Annotated in this window: 4 protein-coding genes and 2 pseudogenes; all 6 read left to right on the forward strand. The window is 70.9% G+C overall.

Annotated features, from left to right (window positions below):
* The first annotated feature begins 37 nt into the window (after window positions 1-37).
* The 6 genes and pseudogenes from txtB (at window position 38) to J8M50_RS30980 (ending at window position 14254) form a co-directional block, all read left to right on the forward strand.
* Entirely contained in the window at window positions 38-4504 is a 4467-nt protein-coding gene (gene txtB, locus J8M50_RS30955; protein WP_010350604.1) for a thaxtomin non-ribosomal peptide synthetase TxtB, read from the forward strand.
* An 89-nt stretch (window positions 4505-4593) separates the two neighbouring features.
* Window positions 4594-4791, forward strand: a complete 198-nt coding sequence (gene txtH, locus J8M50_RS30960; protein ID WP_010350602.1) for a thaxtomin biosynthesis NRPS accessory protein TxtH — start codon at window positions 4594-4596, stop codon at window positions 4789-4791.
* Window positions 4792-5411: 620 nt separating this feature from the next.
* Window positions 5412-5489 (forward strand): annotated as a pseudogene (locus J8M50_RS30965) (BBE domain-containing protein); the annotation flags it as partial.
* A gap of 62 nt (window positions 5490-5551) precedes the next feature.
* Entirely contained in the window at window positions 5552-6739 is a 1188-nt protein-coding gene (gene txtC / locus J8M50_RS30970) for a thaxtomin biosynthesis cytochrome P450 TxtC (RefSeq protein WP_010350601.1), read from the forward strand.
* Between the two features lie 218 nt (window positions 6740-6957).
* Window positions 6958-7137: pseudogene (locus tag J8M50_RS30975) on the forward strand (helix-turn-helix domain-containing protein); the annotation flags it as partial.
* Between the two features lie 409 nt (window positions 7138-7546).
* Window positions 7547-14254, forward strand: coding sequence for a DUF3320 domain-containing protein (locus J8M50_RS30980; RefSeq protein ID WP_010350599.1), 6708 nt, complete (start codon window positions 7547-7549; stop codon window positions 14252-14254).
* Window positions 14255-14264: the final 10 nt, after the last annotated feature.

Genomic DNA, 14264 nt, shown 5'->3' on the forward strand with positions numbered 1-14264 from the left:
CAGCCCGTCCGATCCCATCATCTGTGAGGTCCACTCGATGTCCATGCTGCCGCCGGGGCGAAGCCGCACCACGGCCTCGCCCGCCGGGGCCCAGGCCGGCCCCGAGTTCACCCCCGGCCTATGGGGACGGCTCTTCGAAGCCCGTGTCGACGCCGCCCCCGAATCCACCGCGATCAACTCCGCGAGCGAGCGGCTGAGTTACGCCGAACTGAACCGGCGGGCCAACCGCCTCGCCAGGTTGCTCATCGCACGTGGCGCCGGCCCGGAGAGCCTGGTCGGTCTCGCCCTGCCGCGCTCGACCGACTTCGTGGTGGCCGTGGCGGCCGTACTGAAATCGGGCGCCGGCTACTTCCCGATGGATCCGGACTATCCTCCGCAGCGGCTGGCGTTCATGCTCGCCGACGCCGCTCCCATGCTGGTGCTGACCAGGAGTGACATCGAGCCCGAGCTGCCGGCCGAGGCGGCCTCCCGCACGGTGGTGCTGGACGACCCGGCCGTCGTACGGACCCTGGCCGACTGCTCCGCGGCGGATGTGGCGGACGACGAACGCGGCGCCCCGCTCCGGACCCGGCATCCGGCCTATGTCATCTACACCTCGGGTTCCACCGGTACTCCCAAAGGAGTGGTCCTCACCCACCACGGCATCGCCAGCCTGGTGGGCAGCCATGCGCGGGACCTGGGGATCGGGCCGTCCAGCCGGTTGCTGCTCTTTTCCTCGCCGAGTTTCGACGGCGCCTTCTGGGACGTGTCGATGGCCTTGCTCACTGGCGCCACGCTGGTGGTCGCACCGCGTGAACGGCTCCTGCCCGGACCGGAGTTCAGTGCGCTCGCCGCCGAGGAGGGCATCACCCACTTCACCCTGCCGGCCTCCACGCTCGCCGCCCTGCCGGACGGCGCTCTGCCCGCCGGGGCCACCGTCGTCAATGTGGGCGAGGCCTGCAACAGCGAGCTGGTGCGCCGCTGGTCGCCGGGCCGGCTGCTGGTGAACGCGTACGGACCGACCGAATCGACCGTCTCCGCGACCATGAGCGGACCGTTGGCCGGGGCAGGCATCCCGCCCATCGGCCGTCCGCTCTCGGACACCCGCATCCACGTCCTCGACGAGCGGCTCCGGCCGGTACCGCCGGGAGCGGTCGGAGAGATCCACATCGCCGGAGCGGGGCTGGCCCGCGGGTACCTGGGGCGGCCCGCGCTGACCGCCGAGCGGTTCGTGGCCGACCCCTTCGGGACGCCGGGCGAGCGGATGTACCGGACCGGCGACCGGGTGAGGGTGCGTGACGACGGGCAACTGGAGTTCGTGGGCCGGGTCGACGACCAGGCGAAGATACGGGGTTTCCGAGTGGAGCCCGGCGAGGTCGAAGCCGTGCTGCGCGACCATCCCGAGGTCGCGCAGGCCGCGGTGGTGGTCCGGGAGGACACTCCGGGAGACCAGAGGCTCGTCGCCTATGTCGTGCCGGACCACCCGGCCGTGCGGCAGGCCGACGACACCACCTCGGAGCACGTCGAGGAATGGCAACGGCTCTACGACGAGGTCTACAGCGCAGTGGGAGCGCTCCCCCTGGGGGAGGACTTCAGCGGCTGGAACAGCACCTACGACGGCGAGCCCATTCCCGTGCCTCAGATGCAAGCCTGGCGGGACGCCACGGTCGACAGCATCCGTGCCCTGCGACCGCGCCGGGTACTGGAGATCGGCGTGGGCACCGGGCTGCTGCTGTCCCGCCTCGCCGGTGACTGCGAGGCGTACTGGGCCACCGACTTCTCCGCCGAGGTGATCGAGACACTCGGCAAGAAGGTGGACGTCGACCCGGTGCTGCGGGAGAAGGTCCACCTGCTGCACGGTCCCGCACACGACCTCCCCGGCCTCCCCGAGGGGTACTTCGACACCGTTGTCCTCAACTCGGTGATCCAGTACTTTCCGTCGGCCGACTACCTGGTGAGCGTCCTGCGCGAGGCGGCACGCCTGCTGGCGCCGGGCGGCCGGGTGTTCGTCGGCGACATCCGGCACCTGCGTCTGCTGCGCCCGCTGCGCAGCGCCGTCCGGCTGCGCTCCGCCACCCGGCGGGAAGCCTCTGCCTCCGCCGTCCGCGCGGCGGTCGAGCAGGACCTGGTGGATGAGAAGGAGTTGCTCCTCGACCCCGCGTTCTTCGCCGCGGTACCCCGGTGGATCCCGCAGCTCCGCGGGGTACGCACAGCGGTGCAGCGCGGCACGCACCACAACGAACTGACCCGCTACCGGTACGACGCGGTGCTCATCAAGGAGCCGGTGGAAACCGGTACCGCTGCGCCGGACGCGCAGACACTGACCTGGGGCACGGATGTCAGCGGACTGCAGGAGTTGTCCGGCCTGCTGGCCCGCACCCGCACGTCGCTGCTGCTGCGCGGCGTGCCGAACAGCCGGATCCTCGGTGAGGCATCGGCCGCGACGGCGCTGACCACGGCCCGGTCGCTCGACGAGCCGTTGCGGTTGCTGCAAGAACCGGCGGCAGGGATCGACCCCGAGGAACTGCACGCCCTGGGCGGGGGCGCCGGCTGCGAGGTCCACCTCACGTGGTCGGCGCAGGACCCCACGCGACTGGACGCCTGTTTCACACCCGTGGGCGGTGAACCGGGCGCCGTCCCGCTGGCGGAGTCCGCCGACAGCGGCAGGACGTCGCCCGGTGACCACGCCAACCAGCCGACCACGCACCGGACCGGCAACGCCCTGATGGGCAAGCTCCCCGGCTATCTGGCCGCCAGGCTCCCCGCGTACCTGCGGCCCAGCGCCGTGGTACGCATCGCGTCGCTCCCCCTCACCGTCAACGGCAAGCTCGACCGCACGGCGCTGCCCCGTCCCGCCCTGTTCCCGCGGGCTGACGGGCAGGCGCCCCGCACTCCGCGCGAGGAGATCCTCGCCAATCTCTTCGCCGATGTGCTCGGCCTGCCCGGGGTGCCGAGGGACGCCGACTTCTTCGCCCTGGGCGGCAACTCGCTACTGGCCACGCGCCTCGTCGGCCGTATCGCGAAACACCTCGAAGTCGATGTTCCGATCGCCTGGATCTTCGAGACACCGACCGTCGAGGGCCTGGCCGGGCGTACCGCTCCGGCGAGCAGGCTCCGCCCGCTGTTGCTCTGCCGCGACGAGAACCACGCGGCGGTGCCGCTCTCGCACAGCCAGTACGGCATGTGGTTCATCAACCAACTCGGCGGACCCGCGAGCCGGATCTACAACGTGCCGTACTGCCTGCGGATCACGGGCCGGGTGGACACCGGGGCGCTGCGGACCGCACTCGATGACGTCGTGGCTCGTCACGAACCCCTGCGTACCGTCTTCCCCGATGACGGTGACGGCCCCCGCCAACGGGTCCTCGCCCCCGAGGACGCCGCGGTGGTCCTTCATGAGACCGACGCCGCCGAAGACCGTCTGGCCGGCCACCTGGCGCGGGCCGCGGCGGAACCCTTCGAGCTCAGGACGGACCTTCCCCTGCGCGCACGCCTGTTCCGGCACGGACAGGACCGGTACACGCTCCTGCTCCTGATGCACCACATCACCGTGGACGCCTGGTCGCTGGCCCCCCTGACGGCGGACCTGGCGCACGCCTACCGGGCGCGGCTGGGGCAGCGGGCCCCGCAGTGGCAGCCGCTGCCGGTTCACTATCGCGACTACGCCGTATGGCACAACGAGCAAGCAGCCGAGGCGCAGGACCGCGGCAGCGGCTTCGGGCGCCAGCTCGCCTTCTGGGAGCGGACGCTGCGCGGTCTTCCGGTCGAGACGCGGCTGCCGGCCGACCGGAGCCGTCCGGCCAGACCTACCTATCGTGGCGGCACCGTCCACACCCACGTCGAAGCCTCCCTCCATCAGGAACTGCTCAACTGCGCGCGGGAGACGGGCGCGACGCTCTTCATGGTGCTGCACGCCGCGCTCGCGGCACTGCTGACCCGGCTGGGCGGCGGCACCGACATCGTCGTCGGCACCGCTGCCGCGGCGCGCACGGACCCCGCGCTGGACGACCTCGTCGGGCTGTTCGCCAACAGTGTCGTCCTTCGCGTCGACACCTCGGGCGACCCGACGTTCCGCACCCTGCTCGCTCGGACCCGGGCCGTGGACCTCGACGCCTTCACCCACCAGGAGGTCCCGTTCGACCAGGTGGTGGATCGCGTCAACCCGGCACGCCACCCGGCACGTCACCCGCTCTACCAGACGGCCCTCGTCCTGCACGCACCGCCCGGCGACGGCCATCGGGCCGACTCCGTCACCCTCACCCCCGAACCGCCCCCGAACACCGGAACGGCCCGCTTCGATCTGATGTTCAACTGGGACGAGAGCCGGGACAGCGCCGGCCTCGCCCAGGGCCTCACCGGCCGTACCGAGTACAGCTCGGACCTCTTCTCCCAGGAGACAGTCGAACTGCTCCTGGAGCGGTATCTCCTGCTGCTGTCCGCCGCGGTCCGCGACCCGGACGCACGCCTTCACACCCTGGACATCCTCACCGAGCCGGAACGGCGGGCCTTCTCACCACGGCCGTAGCCGTCCGACCCCGAATCATCGCGAAAGCCACCGAAAGCACCGTCAATTCCCGGTGCCGGGCCCTCTTTGCCGACTAGGAGAAATTCACCGTGCCCTCACCCTTCGACGACCATGACGGGCAGTTCCATGTGCTCCGCAACGAGGAAGGCCAGTTCTCACTCTGGCCGAATTTCGCCGACATCCCCTCCGGGTGGCGTTCCGTGAGCGGGCCGAGCCCCCGCGGAAGCGCCCTTGAGTACATCGAGAAGGAATGGACGGACATGCGCCCGGCGTCCGTCCGTGAATGACCCGGCCAATAACATCGAGCGGGGCCACGGGTCGCCGAGAACCGGGCCGTTTACGGCTGGCTCGGCTGGGCGACCGCCGATTCCGAGGACGTGGTGTCCCTGCCGATGGTCTCGTACGGCACCGACGCCGCACCGGCTCCGGTGGTGGTCCCGAAGGCCGGCCGGGGCCGGGCGAAGCGCTTGGGCGGTGCTGGACCGGCTGGGTGGGGCACGTCGGTGCCCCACCCAGCCGAACGCCGGACGACGGAGACGGACTGTCTCGGCGCGATGCTGGAGACCTTCCGGAAACCCGGCGAGTCCGGCGTAGGTGCCGACGAGGGTTCGTGCCTGCCATCGGGTGGGCACCCGGGAAGGAGCGCGCCTGCCACGTGTCGGCTCCGCCGCCATCAAGGGTGACCTCCATTCCGCACCCGTCGCCGGTTCTGTCGTAGACGCCGTCCTCGGCGTGTTCACGGACGGCGGGCGCAGCGGTCACGAGCGTGTGATGGCCGCGTCGACCCGGCCGCGACGGCGTCCTGGCACCTGGACGCGCAGTACTTGTTGGGCAGCCGACCGCGTCGCACGGCACCTACGGCGGATTCACCGAGCCGGACCTGCAGGACTGACGTGAGTACTACCGCGACAACGCCGCCCGGCTCTCCCGGGTCAAGGCGGCCTGTGACCCGGACCGCTTCTTCAGTTTCGACCAGGCGGTATGACGCGAGACGCCGTCACGACGCCGCACGGCCCAGGCCTGCGGTCTTGGAAAGGAAACGACACCATGGAATCTCCGGCCACCCAGGTCGACCCGGCGAACTCGCCGTTGGAGCCCTATCACATCTACCCGGAGGCCAAGTCCTGCCCGGTGGCGAAGGTCGGTCTGTGGAACGGCACGCCGGCGCACGTGTTCTCCGGGTATGAGGATGTGCGGACCGTGCTGCAGGACAGGCGGTTCAGCTCGGACTCGCGCCGACCCAACTTCACCGAACTCACTCCGACGCTCCAGTCGCAGGCCGCGGCACCGCCGTTCGTACGCACCGACAATCCTGATCACCGGCGCCTGCGAGGCACCATCGCACGCGAGTTCCTGCCCAAGCACATCGAGCTGCTGCGCCCCGCGATCCGCGAGATCGTCCAGGGTGTGCTCGACGGGCTCGCCGAGACCGCGCCTCCCCAGGACATGCTCGAGGCCTTCGCCGTACCGGTCGCGTCCGCGACCGTCTTCCGGCTGCTGGGGATTCCGGCCGAGGACCGCGCGTTGCTCACCCGATGCGTCAAGGGCGTGGTCTCGGCGGTGGGGAGCGAGGACGAAGGTGCCGAGGTGTTCCGGACACTCGGCGAGTACATCGGCGGGCTCGTCCAGGACCCCTCCGAACTGCCCGAGGACAGCCTGATCCGGCGCCTGGTGACGGGCCCGTACCAGGAGAAGCAGCTCACCTTCCACGAGACCATCGGCGTGATCCTCATGCTCATCGTCGGGGGCTACGACACGACGGCCAGCACCATCTCGCTGTCCTTGGTGAGTTATGCACTGCAGCCGGAGAAGTTCTCCGTCGTCCACGAACACCCGGAGCGGATACCCCTGCTCGTCGAGGAGTTGCTGCGCTATCACACCGTCTCGCAGCTCGGACTGGGCAGGATCGCCACCGAGGACGTCGAGGTGGGCGGCGTCACGGTGCGGGCCGGCCAGATGGTGGTGGCGGCGCTCCCCCTGGCCAACCGGGACGAGAGTGTCTTCCCGAACCCGGACGAACTCGACTTCGACCGCCCGTCCGTGCCCCATGTCGGCTTCGGTTACGGACCCCACCAGTGCGTCGGCCAGGCACTGGCCCGAGTCGAACTCCAGGAGGCCATTCCCGCGGTGATCCGACGGCTGCCCGGCATGCGGCTCGCCTGCGCTCTGGAAGACCTGCCGTTCCGGCACGACATGGCCACCTACGGCATCCATGAGCTGCCCATGACCTGGTGACCGGGCCTGCCGCGAGGCGAGCACCAGTGTCACGTGCCTACGACGCGTCGGCCGAGGGAGCAGCGCAGCGGGCGGTCATACCGGCGCGCCCGCCTCTCGGCGTCGCTCGAATCCTGGTTCTGGATCACTATCAGTGCCAGGGCCACGGAGGGCCGACAGTGACCCACTTGGTGATCTTCGCCCGAACCTGATCTTGATCTGAGGTCAGGAGGGAGAGGGTGATCTGCGTGGAGGACTGGGCGGAGATTCGCAGGCTGCACCGGGCCGAGCAGATGCAGGTCCGGGCGATCGCGAGGCATCTGGGCATCTCGAAGAACACGGTCAAGCGGGCATTGGCCAGCGACCGGCCGCCGAAGTGCGAGCGTCCGGCCAAGGGCTCGGTGGTCGACGCCGTCGAGGTAGAAGACGGTCCTCGGGGGGCCGTGCTGATTCTGTGCTGACTGGAATCTCTCAGAACCCCGTTTACGCAGGTGAGAGCCTTACTGTTAACGTTCCGGTTCAACGTGTGAGCGGATGAAACAACACCACGTTGCTGATCTGGCAAATATGCAGGTCAGGTGGGGTCGGCTCCTCCGGGGGTCGGCCCCTTTGTCCGACCGCGCAAGCGGCCCTGATGCCGGCCTCGTCGGATGTGTAGCGACGGCTTCACTCTCCGCAGCGTTGCCCGTAAAATTCCTCGCTCAGGGGGGTGACGGGAATTCCCTGGCACGGGAGAGGGCTGAGGCCCTCGATCCTGGGCCCGGGGAAGGCGCGGGGGGCGTGTCCGTGTCCGGTCCGCTCCCGAGGTGACGAGATCCAGGGAACAGTGTGACGACTCCGGGTGCCTTCGGCGGGGGAACCGACCTTGAGCGGTTCAAGGCGAAGCTGGCGGGATGGCGGACGTCCCTGGTCGATCTGAGCGGGCGCAACCGTCTGCTGAACTTCCGGCACACCCGGTCGGCGACCTTGGAGATCTCGTACCCCACGGCTGAGGAGCTGGTCGAGAAGATCGAATCGGGCTGGGACTTCGCCGTTCTCCCCGACGAGGAGCCGGAGCCCGCCGACGGGGAGCCCGGGGCGACCGGCGAGGACTCACCGGCGAAGGCGCTGCCGACCGCTCGGCGCGGCGGGATCGTGACCCAGAAGACCACGAACCCCGCACTCCTTCGCGCGCTGCGCACCCTGCGCGGCAAGTCGACGCAGCTCTTCAACGACTACGGTCTGTGGACGCTGAACCTCGGTGTGGGCATGGTCCGTTGGCGGGAGGACGGAGCGGAGTCCACCAGCGACGCACCACTGGTCCTGCTGCCGGTCCGGATCGAACGGACGGCCGCCGGACGGGTACGGCTCAGGCTCAACGACGACGAGGACGCCAAGTTCAACCCGGCGCTGCGGGTGAAGCTGGAGCAGTTCCACATCGACTGGAGCCTGGTGAGCGACCAGGACCCGCTGGACGTACCCGGAGTGCTCGCCGCCGCGGCCGACGCCGTCTCGGGCAAGAGCGGCTGGGAGGTCTCACCCCGTGTGGTGCTCGCCCTGTTCGCGTCCCACAAGGAGTCGATGTACCAGGATCTGCTGGACAACGAGGCGGACGTCCTCGCCAGCGACCTGGTGCGCGCGGTGGCCCTCGGCCCGGGCGCGAACCTCGCCGCCGACCGTTTCTCCTTCGAGGAACTCGACCTCGACCGCATCGACGAACTGAGCCCGCCGGAGGACAGCCCGCTGGTGCTCGACGCCGACGCGTCCCAGCGTCAGGCGGTGGCCGCTGCCGTGGCCGGCCGCTCCTTCGTGCTGGACGGCCCTCCCGGCACCGGCAAGAGCCAGACCATCACCAACATGATCGCGGGCCTCATGCACGCCGGCCGCAGCGTGCTGTTCGTCAGTGAGAAGGCGGCGGCCCTCGACGTGGTGCTCGACCGGCTGCGTTCGGTGGGTCTTGATTCGTACGCCCTTGCCCTGCACAGTCACAACACGAGCCGCAAGGCCGTGGCCCAGGAGCTCGGCCGCGCCCTGCTGGAGGAGCCCCGAGCACCTCAGCTCTCGCAGGAGGCCGTGTCACAGGTCCGTGAGACACGGCAGGCACTCAGCGGTTACGCCGATGCCATGAACGAGGTCCGTGAGCCGCTGGGACAGACCCTGCACGACGCCATAGGGAGGTTCGGCCGACTGGCCGACGCTCCCGTGGTGTACCAGACCCATGCCTTCCGCGCCGACCGGCTCAGCGCCCGGGACCTGCGTCTGATCGTCGAAGCGACGCAGACGATCGCCGAGGCATGGGAAGCGGTCGCCGATCCGGTCTTCCCCTGGCGGGAGCTCCGTCCCGAAGGGCCGTACCCGCGCCCGGCCCTGGAACAGGCCATCGCCGCACGCGAGGGCCTGGTGACGGCCCTGGCCCGCTACGACGACCTGGCGCCCGGCGCCGGACCGGTGCACGACCGGGCCGGTGTCGAACGGCTCGTCACCCTGATCGGCCTTCTCGATTCCCGCAGCCCCGTACCGGAGACCTGGCTGACCACGGACGACTTCGCCGTCACCGTGAACGACAAGGTCGACGCGTTCAAGACGGATCTGCGCAGAGTGCGGCGCAGCCGTGACGAGGCGCGGGCGGAGGCGGGCGAGCGCTGGTCGGAGCTCTCACGCACGCTGACGTGGGAACCCGACGACGCCGAGCGGGCGTTGGCCATGCTGACGCCGCCCGGCGCCGACCCGGCGGGTCTCACCGAGACACGGGCCCGTGAACTGGCCCGGGAGTTCGAGAACGCGTCGGACAGACTGCGGCGCACACATCAGGACGTCGCGGACCTCGGCACCCGGACCGGTGTCGACGTACCGAAGACGCTCGCGGCCGTACACGCCCTGTGCGACGTCGTCGCCCTCGCAGGTACGGACCACCGACCGCTGGAGGGATGGCTGGCACCGGACGGCGCGGCCGAGGCCGAGAGCGCTGCCGTCGCCGTCGTCGCGGACGCGCTGGACGCGTTCTTCACCCGGCGTGAACAGGTGCTGGCCGCGCGAGCGCTCGCCTCGGCCGAAGCGGGCCCCGGCTGGGCCGACCTGGGATCCGGACCGAGCGCACGGCAACCGGAGAACGAACAGGCACTCGCCGGCCTCGTACCGCCAGGACTGGACCTCACCGGTCTCACCCGCCGCAGGGCCGCCCGACTCGCGGACCGGTTCGAGTCCCTGGCCCGTACGGTGGAGTCGGCCGGACGGCACGCGGACTCGGCCGCGGCGCTGCTCGGCTGTGCCCGCCCGGCGACGACGGCCGCGGCCGACGACATCGCCGCACTGGTCGGGACCGCCACAGCCCCCGACCGGACGCCGGCCGGATGGCTCGACCCGGCCGAACGCGCCCGTTCCCGGTCCGCCGTCGGAGAGATAGCCGATGCGGCACTGAAGCTGGACGCGGCGCAGGCGGCGGCACGAGACACGTTCACACCCCGCACCGCGACCTTCACCGAGCTGCCCGAGGCGGCCCGGCGCCTCATGGACGGGGCCCGAGGCATCGGCGGACTGCTCTCCGGCACCGTCCGGGCCGACCGCAAGCTCGTCGCGGGCCTGACACACAAAGGCTCATGGCACAGCGACCTGTACGACAAGCTGCCGCTGGCCGTCGCCTGGTACACCGCCCGTGCCCGGCTGCGCGCACTCGCCGTGGACCACGCCGACGTACTGGGGCCCTACGCCACCGGCCCGGACGGTGAACTGCCGGACGTGACCGGCGCACGCGAAGCCCTCGCACACGCCGAGACCGTCCACCGTCTCGCGCCGGACACCGTCGCGGACCCCTCCTGCCGCAGCCTCCTCGCCGCACAGTTGGCCCACGGCAGCACTGCCGCCCCGCAACTGCTGGCGCAGGGTACGGAACTCCGTCGCGAACTGTCCGTATGGCAGCAGGAGTCGGACCGGGCGGAGCTGGCGCCGTACGCGACCGACCTCACGAAGCGTCGCCTCGCGGACGTGGCCGGTTGGCTGCGTGCCCACCTGGCCCCGTTGCGCCAGGCGGACCGGCTCGTGGAGACGGTCACGTCCACCGGCCGAGGCGACAGCGACCCGGACTTCGAGCACACGGTCGCCACCGCACGGGCCGCTCTCCTCGCCGCCCACGCCGCACAGCGCGAGACAGCCGCCTTCGCGGCACAGGAGGACACCGACCGCGCACTCCTGGGCCCCTGGTACCGGGCCCTGGACACGGATCCCGCGGACCTGGACACGGACATCGCCGAGTACCACGGGGTGGGACGGCTCCTGCGCTCGGCGCGCGACATGCTCCGCCACCGGCAGGGCCCCGCCACCACGGAACGCGAGCTGCTCGGTCCGTACGCGACACCGGGACGTATCGACACGGCGGCACTGCGAGCCGCCCTGGACGCCGCGGGCACGGTCGCCCGCCTCGTCCCCGAGACCCTGGCGGATCCCGGACGGCGAGCACGGCTGAGCGAGACCCTGGCGGCAGGCCGACAGGTCCCGTACGACCTGCTGCGCCAGGCGGGCACGGTACGTACGGAGCTCGACCGTTGGAGCGAAAACGCGCGTCGGCCGCACCTGGCCACCGTGGCGCCCGTCCTCGCGGAGCGCTCGCTGGACGAGATCGCACTCTGGCTGCGCGTCCACGTGGAGCCCTTCGAAGAAGCGGCCGAGCTTGTGCACGCGGTGGCACGCGTCACCGAGAGACCGGGGGACGGTCTGACTCTCACCGCTGCACGGGCCGCGGTCCGGGCCGTGGCTGATGCCCGTGCGGCGGAAGAGGAGTTCGAGCTGCGGGACGCCGGCCACCGCACTCTGCTCGGCGAGCTGTACCGAGGCGCCGACACAAAGTGGGACACCGTGCGGGACGCGGTCGACTGGGCTCAGAGGGTCCGGCGTACCGCGCACGGCGGCAGCGCCGGTCCCTTGACCGAGGCAGCCGCCCGCACGATGCTGAGCGCGCCCGCCGACCCGTCGACGACGGTGCGCCGCGACGAGTGGCAGCGCCAGAGCGACGTCCTCGCCGACTGCTTCGAGCCGCAGCGAGCAGATCGGGTACGCCGGGAACTGGGGACCTCGCTGTCCTCGGCCGGAGACCTGCTGTCTCGCCTCGACCGTGACCCGTACGGTCCGGAGGCGTGGACTTCCTGCGCGCAGGGCCTGGCCACGCTGCGCGCGTACCGTCTCGACGGGCTGCCCGAACAGCTCGCTCAGCGCGGTGTCTCCGCCGCCGGCTTCCCGTCCGCCGTGGAACGAGCCGTCCTCACCGCCTGGATCGACCATCAGCTCGCCACGGACGCACGGCTCACACCCATGCGGGCCGTGGAACGCGACCAGTTGGTGGATCGCTTCCGCACCGTGGACCGCGACCTCGTCGCGGCGGCCCATGCCGAGGTCATCGCGGCCTGCAACAGTCGTCGCCCGCGCGGTACTTCGATGGGGCCGACGGCGGTGATCCGCAGCGAGGCGGAGAAACAGCGCCGCCACATGCCGGTCCGCGTCCTCCTGGACCGGACACGCCATGTGGTCCACCGCATCAAGCCCTGCTTCATGATGAGCCCCCTGACGGTGAGCCAGTTCCTGCCGTCCGACTTCCGCTTCGACGTGGTCATCTTCGACGAGGCGTCCCAGGTGCTGCCGCAGGACGCCGTCAACTCGGTCTACCGAGGCAGATCTCTGATCGTGGCGGGCGACAAGAAGCAGCTGCCGCCCACGTCGTTCTTCAGCGCGACCTCGGGCAGCGACGAGGACGACGAGTGGGACGACGACGCCGCCGACGGCTTCGAGTCGATCCTCGACGCCTGCAAGGCGAGCGGCGTCCTGCGCAGCCTCTCGCTGCGCTGGCACTACCGCAGCCGGCACGAGAACCTCATCGCCTTCAGCAACCACGACTTCTACTCCGACGCACCGATGGTGACGTTCCCCGGCGCACTGGAGGAGAGCCCGGACGCCGGCGTCGAGTTCTTCAAGGCCCACGGCGTGTACGACCGGGGCGGACGCAAGGACAACCCGGGCGAGGCGGCCTTCGTCGCCCAGCGCGTCATGCACCACTTCGCCACCCGGCCCGGCCGCACGCTCGGCGTCGTGGCACTGTCGAAGCCTCAGGCGGAAGCCATCGAGGAAGCGGTGCAGAAGGCCCGCGCGGCCCGGCCCGACCTGGAACGCTTCTTCACGGAGGACCGCCTCGGCGGATTCTTCGTCAAGAACCTGGAGACCGTCCAGGGAGACGAGCGCGACGTCATCATCCTCTCGGTCGGCTACGGCCCCGACGCGCAGGGCAGGCTGCGGCAGGAGTTCGGTCCCATCAACCGGGAGGGCGGCTGGCGGCGGCTCAACGTGGCCGTGACCCGGGCCCGCCGCCGCATGGAGGTCGTCGCTTCCTTCCACGGCGGTGACCTGCCGGAGAGCCCGAACTACAGCGTGCGCGAGCTGAAGCGCTACCTGGAGTACGCACAGCACGGCCCGCAGATCCTCGCGACGGACGCCGCCGACCCGGACGCACAGCCGGAGAGCCCCTTCGAGGAGGAGGTCGTCGACGTACTGCGCGACTGGGGATACTCCGTGCAGCCGCAGGTCGGCGTCGCGGGCTTCCGCATCGACATGGCCGTACGCCACCCCGCCGCCGTCGGTACCTACGCGCTGGGCATCGAGTGCGACGGCGCCATGTACCACTCCTCCAGGGCCGCCCGCGACCGTGACCGGCTGCGTGAGTCCGTCCTGCGCGACCTGGGCTGGAACCTGCACCGGATCTGGGGCACGGACTGGTACCGCAACCGGCGGGAGGCGATGGCACGGCTGCGTACGGCGGTGGAGGCGGCGTGTGCGCGGGATCCGCACGGTGTGCGGGAGGCGCTGGCTGCGGACTCCGCTGCTGTCGCATCAGCGCCCGGTGGGCATGAGCGGGACACCGAGCCGCCGTCCGGCTCTGCTGTCTCGTACGCGCCGGTCATGGCCGAGGGGCCGGTGTCGTGGAGCCGCCCCTACCGGGACGTGGCGCGGGACAGCCTGGTGGAGCTGAGGGTGCAGGCGTGCCGGAGCCGCGGGTTGCCGTCGGACATCGAGCTCCAGGACCCGGAGGCCGGTCAAGCGGTTGCCGACGTGGCGCTGAGCGTTGTCGACGTCGAGGGCCCGGTCGAGCATGAGGTCATCCTCACGAGGGTTCGGACCGCGTGGGAGATCAGCCGTTCGGGCCAGGTGGTCCAGGACCGCATCGGACGAGCTCTCAGCCGCCTCGCCAGGCAGGGCCGGATCACGCGGGACGGCTCCACGTACGACCTCCCCGGCCGTGACGTGGCGTTCGCCCGGACCCCCACGGCGTCCTGCGAGCGCAAGGTCGGCCAGGTGCCGGCGGTCGAGCGGCGTCTCGTCGTACACAGGATGGTCGAGGAGAGCCCGGGCGTGCCGCGTGAGGAACTGCTGCGTGAGGTGGCGCGCTTCTTCGGATGGTCCCGCCTCGGCTCCGAGATCCGGGACGCGCTGACGGGGGACATCGACGCGCTCGTCGCGGCCGGGGGGTTGGCGGAGCACGGGGGCGGGCTGGTTCTGGCGGACGACGGGACGGAGGGCTGACCGCCGGTGC

Origin of the sequence: Streptomyces acidiscabies (assembly GCF_020010905.1) — a bacterium.
Lineage (GTDB): Bacteria > Actinomycetota > Actinomycetes > Streptomycetales > Streptomycetaceae > Streptomyces > Streptomyces acidiscabies.

Excerpts from the sequence above, each read along its gene's own strand:
- txtB (WP_010350604.1), top strand. The coding sequence starts at position 38 with ATGTCCATGCTGCCGCCGGGGCGAAGCCGCACCACGGCCTCGCCCGCC.
- txtC (WP_010350601.1), top strand. The coding sequence starts at position 5,552 with ATGGAATCTCCGGCCACCCAGGTCGACCCGGCGAACTCGCCGTTGGAG.